The sequence below is a fragment of the Franzmannia pantelleriensis genome (genome assembly GCF_900102875.1).
Classification (GTDB): domain Bacteria; phylum Pseudomonadota; class Gammaproteobacteria; order Pseudomonadales; family Halomonadaceae; genus Franzmannia; species Franzmannia pantelleriensis.
Map to the genome: position 1 here is coordinate 213755 of NZ_FNGH01000008.1, position 20943 is coordinate 234697.

The following is a 20943-nucleotide window of genomic DNA, read 5'->3' on the forward strand; positions in this document are numbered from 1 at the left end:
GCTACCGGCGACGAGCGCCAGTCGCGGGACGACAGCCGTAGTGCGCTCTGTATAATACCGATTTCACTCGCCAAGGACATCGAGAAACATGGGCAAGCGACTCTACTGGACTGCCCTGGCCGGGCTCGCCAGTGGCTCCGGCCTGTGGGTCATGACGGCCCACGCCGCACCGCCACCGCTGCCGGCCGAACGGCTCGACTGGCAGCCATGGGGGGAGCAGGCCCCGGCCGATGCGCTGTGTCGCGGGCGCTATGTGATGCCAGACTATCGTATCCAGGCAGCCCCCACCCCCGAGCAGGTACGCTCGGAGTCGGACGACGCCAGCTACGGCGAAGATGGCGAGACGATTCTCGGCGGCGAGGTGGTGCTGCGCCGCGGAGAGAGTCAGCTCGAATCACCGCGGGTACGGGTCAACGCCGAGCGTGACCGCGCCTTTGCTTCGGGGCCGGTGACGCTGCGCGATCGAGGCTTGCTGCTGCGTGGCGACGCCGCCGAGTTATCATTGGTGGATGACCAGGCGCAGGTCGATACTGCCCACTACGTGCTGCATGACCAGCATCTGCGCGGCGGGGCGCAGCGCCTCGAACGCCTCGAAGACGGTCGCTACCAGATGACCGAGGCCAGCTTTACCACCTGTGACCCGGGCGACAACCTCTGGCAGCTGGTGGGCAACGACGTGGTGCTCGACGAAGAGAGCGGCTTCGGCACGGCGCGTCATGCGCGGCTCGAGGTCGCCGATGTGCCGGTGTTCTACTGGCCCTGGGTGCGTTTTCCCATCGATGATCGCCGTCAGAGCGGCTTTCTATGGCCGACCTTGGGCATCTCCAGCGACTCGCTGGACTACTCACAGCCCTACTACTTCAATCTCGCCCCCAACTACGATGCGACCCTGACGCCGCGCTGGATTACCGATCGTGGCCTGCTGCTCGGCGGGGAGTTTCGCTACCTGTTCGATAGCGACGAGGGCCAGATCGAAGGCGCTTATCTGGCCGATGATCAGGGCGGCTCGGCGCGCAACCCCGAGGACGCCAGCCGACGCTTCGAAGGCCACGACCGCTGGTATATCGACTATCAGCACCAAGGGCGCTTTTCTCCCGAGCTGCGCTATCAACTGCGCTATGGTGGCGCCAGCGATGGTCGCTATTTCGAGGACTTTGGCGGCGATTTCGGCGAGCAGGAAACCGAGAACATGCCACGCCTGGCACGGCTCGACTACCGCGGCAGCCTATGGCGGCTCGAGGCGCGTGCCCAGGGTTTCCAGAAGCTGGAGGACCCGCTACGCGACCGCGACAAGCCCTTCTACAGGCTCCCCAGCCTGACCGCCAATGCCACCTGGCGGCAGGATAATGGCTTCTACCAGCAGTGGCGTTCCAATGCGACCTACTTCTGGCGTGATGTCGATGAAACCATCGTGCCGCTGCGTGAGTCGGCGACTGGCGGACGTGTACATCTTGCGCCGGCACTCGGCTGGCGTGGCGAGCCCAGTTGGGGCTTTCTCGAACCGCGGGTGGAGATGCTGCATACCGCCTACGAGGTCGACTACGGCGATCGTCAGACCGACCGTGATACCCGTCTGACACGCACCGTGCCGGTCACCTCCGTGGACGCCGGACTGATCTTCGAGCGCGAGCTGGAGGTGCGCGGCAACGGTTATCGCCAGACCCTTGAGCCGCGGCTCAACTATGCTTACGTACCGGCGCGAGATCAGAGCGACTTCCCCGAATTCGACACCAATGAGCGGGCGTTTTCGTGGAATCAGCTGTGGTCGCCGCACCGCTTCTCCGGGGCGGATCGGGTCGGCGATCTCAATCGCCTGTCGTACGGCCTCAGCACTCGCTTCCTGGCCGATGACAGTGGCCGCGAGCGCTTGTCGCTGGGTGTCGGGCAGGCGACCTACTTCGACGACCGCACCATCGATATGAATGGCGATCCGGATACTCTACCCTCCGAGCGGAACTTCGAGCGGCGATACAATGCCATTCGTGATCGCTCGCCGGTTGTCACACGGCTGGACTGGCAGGTGACAGATCGCTGGAGTGCCGGCTATGAGCTGCTTTACGATGAGCAGCGTCGCTTGACCGAGCGCAACTCGGTGGATCTGCGCTACCGTGATCCGCGTGGCCATGTGTTGAACCTTGGCTATCGCTGGGAACTCGAAGGGTTCGATCCGTCGCAGGACGAAGAGGATCGGCTCGACTATAACCGCGAGGAGTACGATATCTCCGGTGCCTATCGCATCAGCCCGCGGGTGGACATGATCGGACGCTTCACCTATGACCACACCAATAGCCGAGCGCTGGAACAGCTGGCCGGCGTGCAGTGGAACGACTGCTGCTATGGGCTGCAACTGGTGTGGCGGGAGTGGGTCGACGATAACGATACGGCCAGAATCGACGATGATTTCACCGACCGCGGCATTTTCCTGCGCTTTGTGTTCAAGGGCTTGGGTGGCGTAGGGCGCGATGCAGATAGCTACTTCGAGGAAGCGATCCCCGGCTATCGTGCAACCCAATTTTAGTGATGCGGCCGTTGTCGGGACAATGGCGCCAAACACATCGTGTTCCGCCCCTGGGTGGTACACCGATCAGAGAGTCAATGATGAGAGCAGATGAGGTAGCTATGCGCAGTCGATCCCCCTCCCTACGGTTCGCGATGGCGAGCTGGCTGGTGCTGGCCATCGGCCTGCTGCTGGCGCCAGCCGCCTGGGCGCAGTCGATTCAGCCACTTGATCGTATCGTCGCGGTGGTCAATCAGGGGGCGATCATGGCCAGCGAGCTCGAGCAGCGGGTAGAGCAGGCGCGCAGCCAGCTCACCGGCCGGGGCATCGACTCGCCCCCGGATCAGACGCTGCGTCGTCAGGTACTGGAGCAGATGATCAATGAAGAGATTCAGCTTCAAATGGCGCGCAGTGCCAACCTCAGCGTCGACGACACCGAGCTCAACCGTGCGGTACGTTCGATCGCCGAAAGCAACAACATGACCCTCGACCAGTTTGCCGATGCCGTAGAGGCAGATGGCCTGACGCTGGCATCGGTGCGCGAGGAAGTGCGTCGCGAATTGATCATGCGTGAAGTGCAGCAGCGCCAGGTGGGCAGCCGGGTCAACGTCAGTGAGCGTGAGGTCGATCGCTACCTTGAGCAGCAGGGGGCGACCCAGGGCGTACGCTACCGCCTGGCACATATTCTGGTGGCACTGCCGCAGTCGCCGACCAGCGATCAGGTCAACGAGGCCCAGCAGAAGATCCAGCGTCTGCTCGGTGAGCTACAGCAGGGCGCCGACTTCGCCCAGCTGGCCGCCGCCGAGTCCGATGGCGGACAGGCCCTGGATGGCGGCGAGATCGGCTGGCGTGAGGCAGGTGAGGTACCCAGCGTATTCGCCGAGACGGTGCCACAGCTGGACGTGGGTGAATTCAGCCAGCCGCTGCGCAGCCCCAGTGGCTTCCATATCGTCAAGCTGCTTGACCGTGAGCAGAGTGGGCAATCGGCCAGTGGTCAGGATCAGCGTGCCCAGGCGCGGCAGGCGCTTTTCCAGCGCAAGGCCAATGATGAACTCGACATCTGGCTGCAGGAGATTCGCGCCGACGCCTTCGTTGAGGTGCGGCTGTAAGCATGTCTCCCTTGGTGATCACCGCCGGTGAGCCCGCTGGCATTGGCCCCGATCTGATCCTCCAGCTGGCGGCCGAGGGCCACGAGGTGGCCCGGCCCTGGCTGGCAGTCGGCGATCCTGCGTTGTTTCGCCAGCGCGCTGCACGGCTAGGCCTCGCGGTCGAGGTTGTCAGCCTGGCTGATGGCGAGACGCCGGTGATGGCCCCGGGCAGGCTATCGGTGTGGCCGGTCGCGCTGAGGTCGGCCTGTCAGCCGGGGAGGTTGGCGACCGCCAATGCCGACTATGTGCTCGAGAGCCTGGACTTGGCCATCGCTGCCTGCCGCGAGGGGCGCGCGTCGGCCATGGTTACCGCACCGCTGCACAAGGGGGTCATCATCGAGGCGGGACACGCCGGTTTCACCGGCCACACCGAGTACCTGCGTGACGCCTGCGGTGTCGACGACGTGGTGATGATGCTGGCTACCGACGACGCGCTGCATGCCCGCTCACCGAGCTGGCAAGGCAGCCCGGGGCTGCGCGTGGCCCTGGCCACGACGCATCTGCCGCTGCGCGAGGTGGCCGATGCCATTACTCCGGCGTCATTGGGCCGGGTGCTGCGGATTCTCGACCACGACCTGAGGCACGATTTTGGCATTGCCCGACCGCGTATTGCGGTGTGCGGGCTCAACCCCCACGCCGGCGAGGATGGTCACCTGGGGCGCGAAGAGCTCGAGGTGATCGCCCCGACCCTCGACGCGCTGCGCGGCGAGGGGCTGATTCTGGATGGCCCGCTACCCGCCGATACCCTGTTCACTCCGCGCCATCTGGCCGACGTCGATGCGGTGCTGGCGATGTATCATGACCAGGGGCTGGCGGTGCTCAAGTACGCCGGCTTCGGTCGCGGTGCCAATCTTACCCTGGGCCTGCCGATCGTGCGCACCTCGGTGGACCATGGCACTGCCCTCGATCTCGCCGCCAGCGGGCGCGCCGATGCCGGCAGTCTCGCGGTGGCACTCAATCTGGCTGCCGAGATGGCCGCCGCGCGGGCCGCTAGCGCCTGATCCATGATTTTCGCCTGACCCATAGAGGACGCCAACCCGCATGTCATCTCGCCCTCCCGTACACCGGGCCCGCAAGCGCTTCGGCCAGAACTTTCTGCGCGACCCCGGCATCATCTCGCGCATCGTGCGCGCCATCGGCCCCCGTGATGGCGAGCGCCTGGTCGAGATCGGCCCCGGTCAGGGTGCGCTTACCGAGCCGCTGCTGGACGCCGCTGGCGGGCATCTCGAGGTCATCGAGCTCGATCGCGACCTGATCCCCGGGCTACGCGTGCAGTTCTTCAACTACCCGCACTTCACGATCCACGAAGGCGACGCACTGAAATTCGACTTCGCCGCGCTCAGGGCCGAGGGCCCGCTGCTGCGGGTGGTGGGCAATCTGCCCTATAACATCTCCACGCCGCTGATCGTGCACCTGCTCGAGCAGCGCGAGGCGATCGCCGATATGCACTTCATGTTGCAGAAGGAAGTGGTTGAGCGCCTGGCCGCGACGCCTGGTGGTCCCGACTGGGGGCGCCTGGCGGTGATGGCCCAGTACCGCTGTCGGGTCGACTCGCTGTTCGTGGTGCCGCCGGAAGCGTTCGTGCCTCGTCCCAAGGTCGATTCGGCGATCGTGCGCCTGACGCCACATGCCGAACTGCCGCACCCGGCGCGCGATGAGCGTCTGCTGTTCGAGATTGTCCGCGAGGCCTTCGGGCAGCGTCGCAAGACGCTGCGTAACAACCTCAAGGGCCGCATTGCCGCCGAAACGCTGACGCAGCTGGAAATCGATCCGGCGCGCCGGCCGCAGACGCTGCATATCGAGGAGTTCGTGCGTATCGCCAACCATCTGGCCGAGGTGAACTCATGAGCCGCCAGCCGCTGCCTGAGGGCGTGCATGTCGACGTCGAGCCGCTGTACCGCGAGGATGAGTCCTCCCCCGAGGAGCGGCGCTTCGTGTTCAGCTACACCATCACCGTGCACAATCACTCGCCAACCAGCGTGCAGCTGCTGGCGCGCTACTGGAAGATCACCCAGGGCAGCGGCAAGGTGCAGGAGGTGCGCGGCAAGGGCGTGGTCGGCAAGCAGCCGATGATCGGCCCGGGCCAGACCTTCCGCTATACCAGCCGGGCGATTCTCGATGGCCCGGTGGGGGTCATGGAGGGGGCTTACACCTGCGTCGATACCAATGCGCAGCGCGCCTTCGACGTGGCCATCGCGCCCTTCCGCCTGGCCGGACCCAATCAGGTACACTGAACGCCGAGTGCCGCCGCTGGCCGGCAGCGCCAAACCCGATAGCAAAGCAAGGAGAGCACCATGGCGCACTACGCCGTTGGCGACCTGCAGGGCTGCCACCGCGAATTCGTCACACTGCTCGACCGGCTGGCGTTCGACCCGGCTGTCGATCGGCTGTGGCTGGCCGGCGACCTGGTCAACCGTGGCCCGGGCTCCCTCGACTGCCTGCGCGAAGTTCATGCCTTGGGTGACGCGGCGCGGCTGGTGCTGGGCAATCACGATCTGCATCTGCTGGCGGTCGCGCGGGGCGGTGCGCGGCTCAAGCCCAGCGACACCCTGGACGCCATCCTTGCCGCTGCCGATCGCGAACCACTGCTCGACTGGCTTCAGCAGCAGCCCCTGGCGGTGGCCGAGGGCGAGCTCGTGATGGTGCACGCGGGGCTGCTGCCGCAGTGGTCCTGCCCGCAGGCGCTAGCCCTGGCCGCCGAGGTAGAGGCGCGCCTTGCCGGTCAGGGCGCAGGCGCCTTTCTCGAGCAGATGTATGGCAACTGGCCGGCCTGCTGGCGCGACGATCTCGATGGCATCGAGCGGCTGCGGGTGATCGTCAACGCTTTTACCCGCATGCGCTTCATCGACGTCGACGGCTGCCTGGACTTTGCGGCCAAGGAGGGGCTCGACTCGGCGCCAGCAGGTTTTGCCCCCTGGTTCCGCTATCCGCGTCGCGACGACCCGCATATCATTTTTGGGCATTGGGCGGCGCTAGAAGGCTGCACCCCAGACGCCCAGGTGCGCGCCGAGGCGCTGGATACCGGCTGCGTGTGGGGTGGCCGGCTGACCGCCATGAACCTCGACAGCGGTGAACGCATCAGTGTGCCCAGCCAGCGGCGCTGAGCTGCCGTGCTTGCCAACGCCACAGGAGATACCGATGAGCGATACCGCCTTCGACCACCTCGACCCCGCGACGCTTGCCGACTGGCTGGATGCCGAGGCCTCGTTGCAGCTGGTCGATATCCGCGACCCGATGAGCTTCGCCCAGGGGCATATTCCGGGCAGTCGCCACCTCGACAATGCCAGCGCCGGCGCGCTGCTCGACGAAACCCCCTATGATCGACCGCTGGTCGTCGTGTGCTACCACGGGCACTCCAGTCAGCAGGCCGCCGCCTGGCTGGCCGGGCAAGGCTATCGGCACGTCTACAGCCTCGACGGCGGTTTCAGCGACTGGGCGCATCGCCACCCGACCCGGGTCGCGCACTGAAATGGCCCCCGCCGCCGATCGCTATACGGCCGGGCTCAATGTCTATCGGGTAGGCGGCGCGGTGCGCGATGCACGGCTGGGTTGGCCGGTATATGACAACGACTGGGTAGTGGTCGGCGCCACACCGGAGGAGATGCGACGGCGCGGCTTCAAGCCGGTAGGGCGCGACTTCCCGGTCTTCCTGCATCCCCATAGCCACGAGGAGTACGCCCTGGCGCGCACCGAGCGCAAGGCCGGTCACGGATATACCGGCTTCGTAGTGCATGCCAGCCCCGAGGTGACCCTCGACGAGGACCTGGCGCGGCGCGATCTGACCATCAACGCCATGGCCGAAGACGCCAATGGACGGCTGGTCGACCCCTTCCACGGCAGCGATGACCTGGCCGTTGGCCTGCTGCGCCACGTCTCGCCAGCGTTTGCCGAAGATCCGCTACGGGTGCTACGCACGGCGCGCTTCCTGGCCCGCTATCAGGGGCTCGGCTTTTGCATCGCCGACACCACGCTCGAGCTGATGAGCGAGTTGGCGGCTAGCGGCGAACTGGCCCACCTGGCTGCCGAGCGCGTCTGGGGAGAAACCGAAAAAGCCCTCGCCGAGCCGCATCCTGAGGCCTATTTTGCGACTCTCGATCGCTGTGGTGCGCTGGCGCGGCTGATGCCCGAGCTCAAGGGTGAACCGGCAGCGTTCACCGAGGCGCTGGCGCGTCTCGAACGGGTGCCGGAAGAGCCGCTTGACGATCTTGTCGGAGCGCTGCCGCGCTGGCGCTGGGCGCGGTTGGTCGAGCATCTCGACGACGCCGAACGCGAGGCCCTGGCCAAGCGTTTGCGCCTGCCCAACGCCTACGTCGATCTGGCACGGCAGGTGGCGCTGAGCCGCGCGCTATGGCGCCAGGCGCATCCGGACGCGGCGGCTATCCTGGCCTGGTTGGACGCCATCGACGCCTGGCGGCGCAGCGTTCGCGTGGTGCCGTTGATCTCGCTGGTCAGCCTCGAGCGGCCGGCGCTGGCCGACGATCTGGCGCTGGCCTGGCGGTTGGCCCAGCAGGTGGTCCCGCGGCTGCTGCTCGAAGAGGGCTATCGCGGCAAGGCGTTGGGCGAGGAAGTGCGTCGGCGGCGCTATCAGGTGATCGCCGACGCCTTGATATAAGGCGTGTCGGACACGTCAGCGGGCGCGTGAAATGGGGGTGCCCCGCCAGCAAAAGTCCACCGGCCATAGCGGCTGCCGGCGGGCCGGCTCGCTCTCGGCGAAGCGTGCCCAGAGGGTCGTGTAGCGCTGGCCGTTGCACGGGTGGCGGTGGTCGGGCAGCAGCTCGGCCAGCGGCCGTAGCACGAAGGCGTGCTTGTCGATCTCGTCACGCGGCAGGGCCACTCCGTCGACCACTCCGCAGGCATCGCCCACCGTGAGCAGGTCGATGTCCAGCGTGCGCGGACTGAACTTGGGGCTGTCCTGGCGCCGTCCGTTGGCGTACTCCAGGGTCTTGCACCAGCGCTGGAGCTCGCCCACGCCCAGCTCGGTCTCGAAGGCCGCCACCAGGTTGTAGAAGTTACGCCCGTCCTCGAACCCCACCGGCTCGCTCTCGAAGACGCGTGATATGCGCAGCGCAGTGAAATGCTCGGCGAGCGCGTCGAGGCATGCCCGCACGTGATGGTCGCGCTGGATATTGCTGCCGATGCTGACCGTCACCAGGGCCATCACGACCACTCCCGCTCGATGCGTACGCCCACCGCGGCGGCGGCGGCGACGGCACCGGGCTTGCGCACCGTCAGCCGCAGCCAAGCGATGGCGAACTCCTCATGCAGCAGGGTGGCCAGCCGCTCGGCGAAGGTTTCGACCAGTGCAAAAGCCTGCTCGTCGGCGAAATGCGCAATACGCTGACTGATGGCAGCATAGTCAAGCGTCAGGGAGATATCGTCGTCGGCGGCGGCGGCACGGATATCCGTGGCCAGCTCGAGATCGAGCAGCAGGCGCTGCTGGATATCACGCTCCCAGTCATAGACGCCGATCACGGTCTCCACCGCCAGCGCTTCGATGATCACTCGATCACTGTGCATCCCTGTCCCCCATACCGCTGGCTCATGACGAAGCGGCGATTGTACTGTAGCCATGCTGCCAACGATAGGAAGGCGCGGCTACCGCTGGGACCGCAAGGCTGGCAGAATCGAGGCATCCTTCGCCGCGGTGCGCTTGCCATGTCGTCAGTCGAACTGCTGCTCGTGACTCTGCTGTTGATGGCGCTGGCCTACGCCTGCGGCGGCTGGCTGGGGGCGCTCAGCGTGTGCCGCTGGGCCGGCGTGCGCGACCCGCGCCTGGCCGGATCGCGCAACCCGGGCTTCTCCAACGTGCTGCGGCTGTATGGCAGCCGCCTGGCGCTGGCCACGCTACTACTGGATGCTGCCAAGGGCATGCCGGCGCTGTTGCTGTCCAAGGGGGTGGGGTTGCCGGCCTGGGCGCAAGGGTTGGTCGGGTTGGGGGTGCTGCTGGGCCACAGCTATCCGCTGTGGCACCGCTTTCGCGGTGGTAAGGCAGTGGCCAGTGCCTTCGGCGTGCTATTGGTGCTGACGCCCTGGGTGGCGCTGCTTTGCGCGCTGCTATGGGCGCTGCTGGCGTGGCGGGTGCGCACCGCGGCGGTGGCCTCGTTGGCCACCGCCTGCCTGGCGCCGATGGCCAGCTGGTGGCTGGCGCCGGACTTCGTATGGGTGGTCAGCGCCTTTGCGCTGTTGGTGGTGGCCCGGCATGTCTGGAGCATCCGCCGTCTGGGCGGTGGGGGAGAGCTGCGATTTCGGCGGCGCGGCGTCAGGCCGCCGGAGGAGTGAGGTGGTCGAGTGGCCAGCGCGGCACCGCGAGCATGCTGGCGGCATCGCGCTCACCGGCTAGCAGGCGCTGGGCTCCCGCATACGCAATCATCGCGCCGTTGTCGGTGCAGAAGCGCCCGCGCGGGTAGTAGGCGCGGGCGCCGCGCTTGGCGCACTCGTGCTCGAGGCGCTCACGCAGGCGTCGATTGGCGCTGACGCCGCCGGCCACCACCAGACGTGTCTGACCGCTGGCGTCAAGCGCGCGGCGACACTTGATCACCAGGGTATCCACCACCGCTTCTTCGAAGGCGCGGGCCACGTCGGCGCGGGCCTGGTCGTCGAGCGCACCGGTCGCCTCGAGTTGGCGAATCGCGGTCAGGGTGTGGGTCTTGAGCCCCGAGAAGCTGAAGTCGAGCCCCGGGCGGTCGGTCATCGGGCGCGGAAAGCGCAGCCGCTTGGGGTCGCCACGCTCTGCCAGGCGGGCGATATGCGGGCCGCCGGGATAGTCGAGGCCGAGCATCTTGGCGGCCTTGTCGAAGGCTTCGCCAGCGGCATCGTCCACCGACTCGCCGAGCAGCCGGTAGCGCCCGAGCCCGAGCACTTCGACCAACTGGGTGTGGCCGCCTGAGACCAGCAGCGCCACGAACGGAAAGTCGGGGGCCTCGTCCTCGAGCATCGGCGCCAGCAGATGCCCTTCCATATGATGCACGCCGAGCACCGGGATCCCGAGGGCGCGGGCCATGCCGTGAGCCGTGGCAGCACCGACCATCAGTGCGCCAACCAGGCCGGGGCCAGCGGTATAGGCGATGCCGTCGAGGTCGCGGCGGCCCAGGCCTGCCTCACCGAGCACCTCGTCGATCAGCGGCAGCAGACGCCGGGTATGGTCGCGGGATGCCAGTTCCGGCACCACGCCCCCAAAGTCGGCATGCATCGCCACCTGGCTGTAGAGGGCGTCGGCGAGCAGGCCGCGCTGGCTGTCGAACAAGGCGACACCGGTCTCGTCGCAGGAGGTTTCGATCCCCAGTACGCGCATCTTGGCGGGCTTCCATGGTCGCTGTGGGGCGCTCATTCTACGTGCTTTACGAGGTCGGGGGCAGGGTCCTGGCCGGGAAATTTGCAAACCGCGGAGACGACGACTAGACTACTGTGCGCTGTAAGACTGGGTCGTGCGCCCGGGATGCACTTTTTCTTTCGCTTCTCCCTTTCGCTGACACGCCTGTTCTCACGGCGACGTCAGCCAGTGACGAAACGCGTAAGGGACGTGGTTCCCTAGGCGTGCGTTCAAACCGAACTCATGATTCCAAGGTAGGTGAGTGCTTAATGCCTTCTGTCAAAGTACGTGATAACGAGCCGTTCGACGTTGCTCTGCGTCGCTTCAAGCGTTCCTGTGAAAAAGCCGGTGTTCTCTCCGAAGTGCGTCGTCGCGAGCACTATGAGAAGCCGACTGCCGAGCGTAAGCGCAAGGCCGCAGCCGCTGTCAAGCGTCACGCCAAGAAGCTGCAGCGTGAGCGCAAGCGTTTCGAACGGTTGTATTGATCCGTACTGGGAGCGGTCGCCGTCGCGTTGACTGACCGTTCCAAGAGGGACGCCAAGCGGCCGCCAATTCGGTGGCCGCTTGTTTTTCACGCGCCGCTAATGCTCATGCGAGCCTTGGTGGGTGCGTTTCAGGATCGCTGAGGTTCATGGCCGGGCAAATTCCGCAACGCTTCATCGATGATCTGCTGGCTCGCGTCGACGTGGTCGAGGTGGTGGGTGAGCGCGTGCAGCTCAAGAAGAGCGGCCGTAATCACTCGGGCCTGTGTCCATTTCATCAGGAAAAGTCGCCTTCCTTCACCGTCAGTCATGACAAGCAGTTCTATCACTGCTTCGGCTGCGGGGCACACGGCAATGCGCTGCGTTTCCTGATGGAGTACGACAATCTACGTTTTCCTGAGGCGGTCGAGCAGTTGGCTGCCCGGCAGGGCATGGAAGTCCCCCGGGAAGGTGCCGACGACCCCCATGCCCAGGCGCGGGAGAAGAAGCGCAAGCAGGGCGTCAACCTGCTCGAGCTGGCGGCGCGCTTCTTCCGCGAGCGAATGAAGATGGCCGAGGGGCAAGCGGCACGCGGTTACCTCGAGCGCCGCGGCTTGTCGCCCCAGGTAGTCGAGGAGTACGGGATTGGCTTTGCGCCCAACGACTGGGAGGCGCTCAAGCGCCACCTGGGCGAGCAGGGCATCAGCGAGGCGGTGCAGGTCGAGTACGGGTTGCTGATACACCGCGAGGATAGCGGCCGTACCTACGATCGCTTCCGTGACCGGGTGATGTTTCCGATCCGCGACGTCAAGGGCAACACCATCGCGTTCGGTGGGCGGGTGCTCGGTGACGCCAAGCCCAAGTACTTGAACTCGCCGGAAACGCCGGTGTTTCACAAGGGGCGTGAGCTGTATGGGTTGTACGAGGCGCGTCAGGCCCATCGCCAGCTGGAGCGGGTGCTGATCGTCGAGGGCTACATGGACGTGGTGGCGCTGGCCCAGTTCGGCATCCGCAATGCAGTGGCGACCCTGGGCACCTCGACCAGCGAGGACCACCTGACGCGGCTGTTCCGGATGGTCGACGAGGTGGTGTTCTGCTTCGACGGCGACCGCGCCGGGCGGCAGGCTGCGACCCGAGCGCTGGAAACGGTGCTGCCGCTGATGATCGATGGTCGCCAGGCGCGCTTTCTGTTCCTGCCCGAGGGCGAGGATCCGGATACCCTGGTACGCAGCGAAGGGACGGAGGCCTTCCAGGACCGCGTGACCTGCGCCAGCCCGCTGTCGGAGTTCCTGTTCGATCAGGCGGCAGCGGGGCGCGACCTGGCACGCATCGAGGAGCGCGAACGCTACGCCAGTCAGGTGCTCAAGGCGCTGGCTCGGCTGCCGGAGGGGGTGCTCAAGTCGCTGCTGCTCAGTGAGTTGGCCAAGCGCACCGGCGTCGAGCAGGCCCGCTTCGAGTCGCTACTGGCCGTGCCGGATCCCGTGGCAGCGCCGGTGGCCGAGGCGGCTGCCGAGGCACCGCGTGGCGAGCGCCCCGCTGCATCGCATGGCGCTCTGAGTCTGGCGGCGCGAGCGCTGCAGCTGCTGGTGCACGAGCCGGGCCTGGTAACAAGGCTGCCGGAGCACGACGACTGGTGTCCCGAAGGTGACCCGGATGGGGCACTGTGCCGCGAGGTGATCGCACTGATTCGCGCCGGTGGCTACCGCAGTGCCCAGGTGCTGCTGGCACACTTTCACGGCACCCAGGACGGTGAGCGACTGGCGGCGCTGGCGCGCCGTGAGCTGCTGATTCCCCGCGCTAATCGCGGTGCCGAGCTGGATGGGCTGGTGAGTTACTTCATGCGCAATCGCCAGCAGCCCACTCGCCAGCAGGAGATCGACACATTGTTGGAAAGAAAGCGTCAGGGAGAGACGTTGACGGCCGAGGAGCGGCAGCGCCTCATGAGCTTGTTGTCAGAGGCAGAAAAATGATCGGTTGAGGCCTTTATTGGCGTCAGGGTTGAATTGTTGCCCAGCATCACCATCTAAGGGGGAGCAAAGCCACCGCTGGCGTGAGCCTAACCGAATAAACTAACACACCTGAACGTCGGCGCAAACGCATCACTGGCGGACCCCTATGGCGAGCAGCTATACTGGTCGGCTTCACGATTTTCTTCGCCTACCCGTTTGGGTGCTTCATTCTTCTTCGTCGAGATAGGGTTTCTATGGCTGGAAATGCGCAGCAGCAGTCACGTCTGAAGGAGTTGATCGCGCGCGGCAAGGAGCAGGGCTTCCTGACCTATGCCGAGGTCAACGACCACCTTCCCGAGGATATCGCCGACCCGGATCAAGTGGAAGACATCATCGGCATGATCAACGACATGGGTATCAGCGTCGTTGAAGAAGCCCCCGATGAAGACACCTTGATGATGTCCGATCACTCCACCGATGAGCAAGCCGCCGAGGAAGCGGTAGCGGCACTGGCGGCGGTGGAAAGTGACGTGGGCCGTACCACCGACCCGGTGCGCATGTACATGCGTGAAATGGGGACCGTCGAGCTACTGACCCGCGAGGGCGAGATCGAGATCGCCAAGCGTATCGAGGAAGGCACCCGTGAAGTGATGTCGGCGTTGGCCTACCTGCCCGGCGCGGTGGAATCGATTCTCGAGATTTACGATGGCACCCAGGACGAAGAAGCCCCGGGGCGCTTGTCCGATCTATTCTCCGGCTTCATCGATCCCGACGAGGGGATACCCGGTGTGGCCGAGGCCGATGTCCCGGAGGTAGAGGAGTCCGCTTCCGTCGATGACGAAGATGACGACGCTGCCGAGGAGGACGATTCTGGCGGCGGCCCGGATCCTGAGGAGGCGCGCGCCCGTTTCGAGCAGATCCGCGAGCAGAACGCGCTGGTGCAGGCGGCCATCGCCAAGCACGGTCGTACCTCCAAGCAGGCGCACGACGAGCAGGCGCGGCTGGCCGAGCTGTTTTCGCCGATCAAGCTGGTGCCCAAGCACTTCGAGCGTCTGGTAGGCCAGGTGCGGATCAGCGTCGAGCAGGTCCGCGAGCAGGAAAAGGTCATCATGCAGGTGTTCGTCAAGCGCGGTAAGGTGCCGCGCAAGACCTTCATCAAGTCGTTCCCTGGCAACGAGTCTCGCAAGGACTGGATGGACGACTTCCTGGCCGCCAACGCCAAGTTCAGTGATCGACTCGCGCCGTTTCGGGGTGATATCGCGCGTGCCCAGCGCAAGATCGCCTTCGAGGAGGAGATGGTCCAGCTGCCGGTATCCGAGCTCAAGGAGGTCAATCGTCGGCTGTCGATCGGTGAGGCCAAGGCGCGCCGCGCCAAGAAGGAGATGGTCGAGGCCAACCTGCGCCTGGTGATCTCCATCGCCAAGAAGTACACCAATCGCGGCCTGCAGTTCCTGGACCTGATCCAGGAGGGCAACATCGGCCTGATGAAGGCGGTGGACAAGTTCGAGTATCGTCGCGGCTACAAGTTCTCGACCTACGCCACCTGGTGGATTCGTCAGGCGATCACCCGCTCCATCGCCGACCAGGCGCGCACCATCCGTATCCCGGTGCACATGATCGAGACCATCAACAAGCTCAATCGTGTGTCGCGCCAGATGCTTCAGGAGATGGGCCGCGAGCCGACTCCGGAAGAGCTCGGCGAGCGCCTCGAGATGCCCGAGGACAAGGTGCGCAAGGTGCTCAAGATCGCCAAGGAGCCGATCTCCATGGAGACGCCGATCGGCGATGACGACGACTCGCACCTGGGCGACTTCATCGAGGATGGCACCATGCTGCTGCCTATCGATCTGGCCACCGGCGAGGGGCTGATCGAGGCCACCCGTAACGTCCTCGGTGGCCTGACTGCCCGCGAGGCCAAGGTGCTACGCATGCGCTTCGGCATCGACATGAACACCGACCACACCCTCGAGGAGGTCGGCAAGCAGTTCGATGTCACCCGCGAGCGCATTCGTCAGATCGAGGCCAAGGCGCTGCGCAAGCTGCGCCACCCGAGCCGCTCCGAGCCGCTGCGGTCGTTCCTCGACGAGTAACGCCACCCGCGGTCCAGACCAGACGCCCGCCGCCGAAAGGTTGCGGGCGTCTTGCGTTATGTCGTGCAGGGTCATGCCTCTGTCGGCACGCTGCGTCGGGCTTCTTCCACCAGCCAGTCGTGCACCGCAAGGACGCGGCGATCGTCGAGGGCGCCCGGGGCGTGCACGATGCCGTAGCGCTTGCCAGTCGCCACGCGCTGGGGGAATGGCGCGATCAGGGCGCCGCTCTTGAGCTCGCCGGTGATCAGCGTCTGGCGGGCGATGGCCACGCCCATGCCGGCAATCGCTGCCTCCATGGTCAGCTGGTTGCGATTGAAGGTGTAGCCACGGCGCACGTTGACATGCGGAGCGTCGATGGCATTCAGGTAGTGCTCCCACTCGGCATGGTCGTGGCTGCCGCGCCAGGCGGTGACGTCGTGCAGCAGTGGGTACCAGGCCAGGTCTTCCGGGGTAGATAGCGATGGCTTGCCGCGTAGCAATGAGGGGGCGCAGACCGGGAAGATCACCTCATCCATCAGCGGCGTGATGGCGAGGCCCGGGTAGTGGCCGTCATTGAGGTCCAGGGCAAGGTCATAGTCGCCGTCACGCAGCGAGATGTTGCTGTCCTCGGCGACTACCTGCAGTTCGATGTCGGGGAAGCGCGCCTGCAGCCGCGGCAGGCGCGGCATCAGCCATTTGGCCAGAAACGATGGCACGCTGCGCAGGCGTAGAATGCCGCTCATCACGCCGCTGCGCAGGCGCCTGACCTCGAGGCCCACCGACTGGTAGGCGTCGTCGACCACTGCTGCCAGTCGGCGGCCTTCGTCGGTTAGCTCGAGCTGCCGCGGCCGGCGCCGGAACAGCTTGAAGCCGAGGCGCTCTTCGAGCTGCTTGATCTGCTGGCTGACGGCGCCGGTGGTGACGTGCAGCTCCTCGGCGGCGCGGGTGAAAGAGAGGTGTCGGGCGCTGACCGCGAAAACTTTAAGCCAGGCGTGTGTCTGGGCGTTAAGTGAACGGCTCATGGTTTAGTTTAAGTAAATCCAAAGCAAGATATTCTCGATTGTCGCCTATCTCATCCTGATTGAACATGGTTCCAACCCATGAGCTATCCTTGTTTTGGCGACGAACGCTGAACAAGGTTTAGTCAAACTGATTCAACGGCGCTGGGTGATGCCTAGTGGCCAAACCGGGAGCCGGATGATGTCCATCAGCGTGTTCGACCTGTTCAAGATCGGCGTTGGGCCGTCGAGTTCACATACCGTAGGGCCGATGCGTGCCGCCTGCGACTTCGTCGCCGACCTGCGTGAGCGTGAGCTGCTCGAGCGGGTAGCGCGCATCGAGGTGCACCTCTACGGTTCGTTGTCGGCCACGGGCGAGGGCCATGGCACCGACCGCGCGGTGATAATGGGGCTGATGGGCGAGCAGCCGGATCGCATCGACCCCAGTGTCATCGCGCCCTGTATCGAAGAACTGCTCGAGTCGCATACCCTGATGCTCGACAATCGCCTGGCGATTCCCTTCCTGTGGGCCCGCGATCTGCAGTGGCACGACGAGTGTCTGCCACACCACCCCAACGCCATGCGACTGGTGGCGCACGGCCACAGCGAGACGCTGTACCGCAACACCTACTACTCGGTGGGCGGTGGCTTCGTCATCGATGAGCGCCAGGCGCAAGCCGGTGAGCTCGACAGCGATACCACCGCACTGCCCTATGATTTCAACTCGGCGGCGGAGCTGATGGCACTGTGCCGCCTGCACGATATGCGTATCAGCGAGCTGATGCTCGAGAACGAGAAGGCGTGGCGCAGCGAGCAGGAGATCCGCGACGGCCTGTGGACGATCTGGCAGGCGATGTGTGACTGCATCGATACGGGCTTTTCCCACGAGGGCGTGCTGCCCGGCGGGCTCAACGTCAAGCGCCGCGCCGCTGCTCTGCATCGCCGCCTGGTGGCCATGGAGGGCAGCCACAGCCTGATCGCCTCGACTTTCTCCGCCATGGATTGGGTCAATGTCTTCGCCCTGGCGGTCAACGAGGAGAACGCCGCCGGTGGGCGCATGGTCACCGCGCCCACCAACGGCGCCGCGGGTATCATCCCGGCGGTGCTTAGCTACTACATGAAGTTCCAGCCCGAGGCCAGCGAGCGCGATGTGGTCGACTTCCTGCTGGCTGCCGGGGCGGTGGGCATTCTGTGCAAGAAGAACGCCTCGATCTCGGGGGCCGAGGTGGGGTGCCAGGGCGAGGTCGGCTCGGCCTGTGCGATGGCCGCCGCTGGGCTCGCCGAGGTGATGGGCGGCAGCGTCGGGCAGGTGGAGAACGCCGCTGAGATTGGCTTGGAGCATAACCTGGGGCTGACCTGTGACCCGGTGGGCGGGCTGGTGCAGGTGCCCTGCATCGAGCGTAACGCCATCGCCTCGGTGAAGGCGATCAATGCCGCGCAGATGGCGCTGCGCGGTGACGGTGAGCACTTCATCTCGCTGGACAAGGCCATTCGCACCATGCGCGACACCGGTGCCGATATGCAGGACAAGTACAAGGAGACCTCCCGTGGCGGGCTGGCGGTGAACGCCATCGAGTGTTGATCGGGGGCGCTGCGTGGCGCCTTTCGGCATCCTCCTGACGTCGCTTGCGTCGACGTCCTGTAGGCTTGCCCGTGCATTGGTTCACAACGCCGCTTGACGCTGTCCTGTCCAACAGGCGGGATAGCAGTCGGCGACATGTAAGCATTAGGGTATAGTGGTTAGGATGCTAGCGCTGGCGTTAGCAGATTACGACTACCTAAGGCTCAAGCATCAATGTCACTGGCAGAGCGCCCGTCAGCCACCCCGGTCACCATCAGCTGTGCCGACTGCAGTGCTCGATAGCGTCATCAAAGGGAGAGGCGTTCGTGGACTATAAAGACAGCTGTATCATTCGGCACTTCAATCACTACTGTGCACTGTCCGAGGATGATAAGCAGCTGCTCCATGAGCTGGAGCAGAGTCCGACGGAGGTCAAGGCCGGTGCCTCGCTCTGGGAAGAGGGGGATCGCGCCAACGAGTTCTGCACGCTGCGTACCGGCTGGGCCTACTCCTATCGGCATCTCGAGAACGGCAACCGTCAGATCCTCGAGGTCTATCTGCCGGGGGACATCATCGGCCTGCGCGAGTTTGCGTTTTCTCAGCGCCTGGCTGGCGTACAGATGATCGAAGACGGTGTCGTCTGCCACTTCCCCCATGCTCGGATGCTCGAGCTGTTTCGCCAGTCGACGACCCTGACGTCGGTGCTGTTCGCGATCTCCAGCCGTCAGCAGGCGCTGTTGACCGAGCGGCTGGTCAATCTGGCACGGCGCAGCGCACGCCAAAAGATGGCGCATTTCCTGCTGGAGATGTACGTGCGGCTGCGCCAGACCGAGCCAGACGGTGGCGCGGCGTTCCGATTACCGCTGTCCCAGGAGCAGTTGGCTGACATCCTCGGCCTCAGCCCGGTGCATGTCAGCCGCACCTTCAGCGCCTTGGGTGAAGACGATCTGGTCCACCGCGACCGTCATCAACTGTTGATTCCGGATATGGAAGAACTGGCGCTCGAGGGTGAGTTCGACCAGTGCTACCTGACCGACAACGTGCGCCCCCTGTTCGACGAGGCGGGCTAGGCGCGCCCCGGTGGCTGGAAGCCGACCCCGGGGTGGTCATGGCAGTGCTGGATACGTTCACCGATATTGGCGACCAGATGGTCGACCAGCAGTCTGACCTTGGGTGAGAGATGGCGGTGGCGCGGGTAGACGGCCCATACGGCGGTATCGGTATGCTGAAAGGCATCGAGCACCGAAATCAGCTCACCGGACTGCAGGTAAGGCTCCACGTAGTAGTCCGGCAGCTGCGCCAGCCCCAAGCCCTTGAGGGCGGCGTCGAGCAGCGCCGGTCCAGAGTTGGCCTGCCAGCGCCCCTGAACCCTCACCTCGCGGCGTGAACCGCGCACATCGAACAGCCAGAAATCCCGTGATCCCAGCAGGCAGCGATGGCTGGCCAGCTCCGCCAGTGAGTGAGGGCGGGCGTTTTGCTCGAAATAGTCCCGGGACCCTACGACGTACTCGCGGCGTTCGCACAGGCGCCGTGCGATCAGCGTCGAATCCTTGAGCACGCCCATGCGGATGGCGATATCGTAGCCCTCGTCGATCAGCTCCACCTGGCGATTGGTGAAGTGCATATAAACCTCCAGCTGCGGGTAGAGACACTGGAAGTCATTGACCAGCGGCGCCACGAAGCGCTCACCGAAGGTCGTCGCCGAGGTCAGCTTGAGAATGCCCTTGGGGCGTCGCTGGAGGTCGTCGATGGCTGCTTCAGCCTCGCGGAAACCGTCGAACAGATGGTGGCAATGTTCGTAGTAGAGCGCGCCGGCATCGGTCAGGCGAATCTGTCGGGTGGTGCGATAGAGCAGCTGCGTGCCTAGCTGGTTCTCCAACTGTCCGACCAGGCGGCTGACGTGTGAATTGGACACCTTGAGGTGGCGCGCGGCGGCAGAGAAGGTGCCTAGCCGGACGACCTCGATAAACGCCTCGATGCGATCCCAGCGTTGCATAGCGGTGGTTTCCCCGTCGGATTATTGCTTAGTGACAATAATCTTATGAGCCTAGCCCAGTTTATCCAATGCGGACGCCTGACCTAGACTGACAAGACATTGGTGTAGCGCTCGGCGGTTGCCGACGCACGCCTCGACGCATGGGTCTACAGGAGTTAGCTAATGAAGTCACGCGCCGCAGTTGCACTTGAAGCCGGCAAGCCGCTGAAGGTCACCGAGGTCGACGTCGAAGGGCCCAAGGCCGGCGAGGTGCTGGTGCGCATCAAGGCCACCAGCGTCTGCCATACCGACGCCTACACCCTGTCCGGCGCCGACCCCGAAGGCAACTTCCCCTCCGTCCTCGGCCACGAGGGCGCCGGCATCGTCGAGGAGGTCGGCGAGGGCGTCACCTCGCTGGCCGTCGGCGACCACGTCATTCCGCTCTATACCGCCGAGTGCGGCAAGTGCAAGTTCTGCCTCTCGGGCAAGACCAACCTGTGCGGCAGCGTGCGCGCCACCCAGGGCAAGGGCCTGATGCCCGACGGCACCAGCCGCTTCTCGCTGGACGGCAAGATGCTGCACCACTACATGGGCTGCTCGACCTTCTCGGAGTACACCGTTCTGCCCGAGGTGTCGCTGGCCAAGGTCTCCAAGCAGGCGCCGCTGGACAAGATCTGCCTGCTCGGCTGCGGCGTGACCACCGGCATTGGTGCGGTGCTCAACACCGCCATGGTCGAGCCGGGTTCCAGCGTGGCGGTGTTCGGCCTCGGCGCCATCGGCCTGGCGGTGATCCAGGGCGCGCAGATGGCCAAGGCCAGCCGCATCATCGCCATCGACGTCAACCCCGACAAGTTCGAGCTGGCGCGCCAGTTCGGTGCCACCGAGTTCGTCAATCCCAAGGACTACGCGGACCCGATCCAGCAGGTGATCGTCGACCTCACCGACGGCGGCGTCGACTACTCCTTCGAGTGCATCG

20 protein-coding genes are annotated in these 20943 nt (G+C 65.2%); 15 read left to right on the forward strand and 5 right to left on the reverse strand.

What is annotated here, in order from left to right; genetic code table 11:
* The first annotated feature begins 88 nt into the window (after window positions 1-88).
* The 8 genes from BLT16_RS12125 (at window position 89) to BLT16_RS12160 (ending at window position 8257) form a co-directional block, all read left to right on the forward strand.
* Entirely contained in the window at window positions 89-2518 is a 2430-nt protein-coding gene (locus BLT16_RS12125; protein WP_089658766.1) for an LPS-assembly protein LptD, read from the forward strand.
* 101 nt (window positions 2519-2619) lie between these two features.
* Window positions 2620-3606: a peptidylprolyl isomerase gene (locus BLT16_RS12130; protein WP_245701624.1), complete on the forward strand. Its 987-nt coding sequence runs from the start codon at window positions 2620-2622 to the stop codon at window positions 3604-3606.
* Between the two features lie 2 nt (window positions 3607-3608).
* Window positions 3609-4646, forward strand: coding sequence for a 4-hydroxythreonine-4-phosphate dehydrogenase PdxA (pdxA, locus tag BLT16_RS12135; protein WP_089658767.1), 1038 nt, complete (start codon window positions 3609-3611; stop codon window positions 4644-4646).
* 40 nt (window positions 4647-4686) lie between these two features.
* A complete protein-coding gene (gene rsmA, locus BLT16_RS12140) occupies window positions 4687-5493 on the forward strand; it encodes a 16S rRNA (adenine(1518)-N(6)/adenine(1519)-N(6))-dimethyltransferase RsmA (RefSeq protein ID WP_089658768.1) in 807 nt (268 codons plus the stop codon).
* Window positions 5490-5879 carry a Co2+/Mg2+ efflux protein ApaG gene (gene apaG / locus BLT16_RS12145; protein ID WP_089658769.1) on the forward strand — a complete coding sequence of 130 codons (390 nt, stop codon included), beginning with the start codon at window positions 5490-5492 and terminating at the stop codon, window positions 5877-5879. Before rsmA ends, apaG begins: the two co-directional genes overlap by 4 nt.
* Before the next feature lie 60 nt (window positions 5880-5939).
* The gene (locus BLT16_RS12150; RefSeq protein ID WP_089658770.1) at window positions 5940-6749 is read left to right on the forward strand and encodes a symmetrical bis(5'-nucleosyl)-tetraphosphatase; all 810 of its coding nucleotides are present in this window, start codon (window positions 5940-5942) and stop codon (window positions 6747-6749) included.
* Window positions 6750-6783: 34 nt separating this feature from the next.
* Entirely contained in the window at window positions 6784-7113 is a 330-nt protein-coding gene (glpE, locus tag BLT16_RS12155; RefSeq protein ID WP_089658771.1) for a thiosulfate sulfurtransferase GlpE, read from the forward strand.
* A 1-nt stretch (window position 7114) separates the two neighbouring features.
* Entirely contained in the window at window positions 7115-8257 is a 1143-nt protein-coding gene (locus BLT16_RS12160; RefSeq protein WP_089658772.1) for a tRNA nucleotidyltransferase/poly(A) polymerase-related protein, read from the forward strand.
* Between the two features lie 15 nt (window positions 8258-8272).
* On the opposite strand, the gene folK is transcribed toward BLT16_RS12160, so the two are convergent.
* Both folK and folB read right to left on the reverse strand, forming a co-directional pair.
* Window positions 8273-8803: a 2-amino-4-hydroxy-6-hydroxymethyldihydropteridine diphosphokinase gene (gene folK / locus BLT16_RS12165; protein ID WP_089658773.1), complete on the reverse strand. Its 531-nt coding sequence runs from the start codon at window positions 8801-8803 to the stop codon at window positions 8273-8275.
* Window positions 8803-9162 (reverse strand): dihydroneopterin aldolase, encoded by a 360-nt coding sequence (gene folB / locus BLT16_RS12170; protein WP_089658774.1) that lies wholly within the window; start codon window positions 9160-9162, stop codon window positions 8803-8805. Before folB ends, folK begins: the two co-directional genes overlap by 1 nt.
* Before the next feature lie 138 nt (window positions 9163-9300).
* On the opposite strand from folB, the gene plsY reads away from it, so the two are divergent.
* The gene (plsY, locus tag BLT16_RS12175) at window positions 9301-9924 is read left to right on the forward strand and encodes a glycerol-3-phosphate 1-O-acyltransferase PlsY (RefSeq protein WP_176817227.1); all 624 of its coding nucleotides are present in this window, start codon (window positions 9301-9303) and stop codon (window positions 9922-9924) included.
* On the opposite strand, the gene tsaD is transcribed toward plsY, so the two are convergent.
* Window positions 9905-10936 carry a tRNA (adenosine(37)-N6)-threonylcarbamoyltransferase complex transferase subunit TsaD gene (tsaD, locus tag BLT16_RS12180; protein ID WP_089658775.1) on the reverse strand — a complete coding sequence of 344 codons (1032 nt, stop codon included), beginning with the start codon at window positions 10934-10936 and terminating at the stop codon, window positions 9905-9907. The two genes, plsY and tsaD, sit on opposite strands and share 20 nt — an antisense overlap.
* A 287-nt stretch (window positions 10937-11223) precedes the next feature.
* Here tsaD and rpsU point away from each other — a divergent pair, with 287 nt between their 5' ends.
* From rpsU to rpoD, 3 genes are all read left to right on the forward strand, one after another.
* Window positions 11224-11439, forward strand: a complete 216-nt coding sequence (gene rpsU / locus BLT16_RS12185) for a 30S ribosomal protein S21 (protein WP_016416934.1) — start codon at window positions 11224-11226, stop codon at window positions 11437-11439.
* Window positions 11440-11585: 146 nt separating this feature from the next.
* A complete protein-coding gene (gene dnaG, locus BLT16_RS12190; protein ID WP_089658776.1) occupies window positions 11586-13385 on the forward strand; it encodes a DNA primase in 1800 nt (599 codons plus the stop codon).
* A 233-nt stretch (window positions 13386-13618) separates the two neighbouring features.
* Window positions 13619-15454, forward strand: coding sequence for an RNA polymerase sigma factor RpoD (rpoD, locus tag BLT16_RS12195; protein WP_089658777.1), 1836 nt, complete (start codon window positions 13619-13621; stop codon window positions 15452-15454).
* A 71-nt stretch (window positions 15455-15525) separates the two neighbouring features.
* On the opposite strand, the gene BLT16_RS12200 is transcribed toward rpoD, so the two are convergent.
* The gene (locus tag BLT16_RS12200) at window positions 15526-16455 is read right to left on the reverse strand and encodes a LysR substrate-binding domain-containing protein (protein WP_089658778.1); all 930 of its coding nucleotides are present in this window, start codon (window positions 16453-16455) and stop codon (window positions 15526-15528) included.
* A gap of 178 nt (window positions 16456-16633) precedes the next feature.
* Here BLT16_RS12200 and BLT16_RS12205 point away from each other — a divergent pair, with 178 nt between their 5' ends.
* Window positions 16634-18013: an L-serine ammonia-lyase gene (locus BLT16_RS12205; protein WP_089658801.1), complete on the forward strand. Its 1380-nt coding sequence runs from the start codon at window positions 16634-16636 to the stop codon at window positions 18011-18013.
* Window positions 18014-18318: 305 nt separating this feature from the next.
* Window positions 18319-19062 (forward strand): Crp/Fnr family transcriptional regulator, encoded by a 744-nt coding sequence (locus BLT16_RS12210; protein ID WP_089658779.1) that lies wholly within the window; start codon window positions 18319-18321, stop codon window positions 19060-19062.
* On the opposite strand, the gene BLT16_RS12215 is transcribed toward BLT16_RS12210, so the two are convergent.
* Window positions 19059-19988, reverse strand: a complete 930-nt coding sequence (locus BLT16_RS12215) for a LysR family transcriptional regulator (protein ID WP_089658780.1) — start codon at window positions 19986-19988, stop codon at window positions 19059-19061. The genes BLT16_RS12210 and BLT16_RS12215 overlap by 4 nt on opposite strands.
* 162 nt (window positions 19989-20150) lie before the next feature.
* On the opposite strand from BLT16_RS12215, the gene BLT16_RS12220 reads away from it, so the two are divergent.
* Window positions 20151-20943 (forward strand): alcohol dehydrogenase catalytic domain-containing protein (locus tag BLT16_RS12220; RefSeq protein WP_089658781.1); only part of this gene is annotated, 793 nt, incomplete at its 3' end.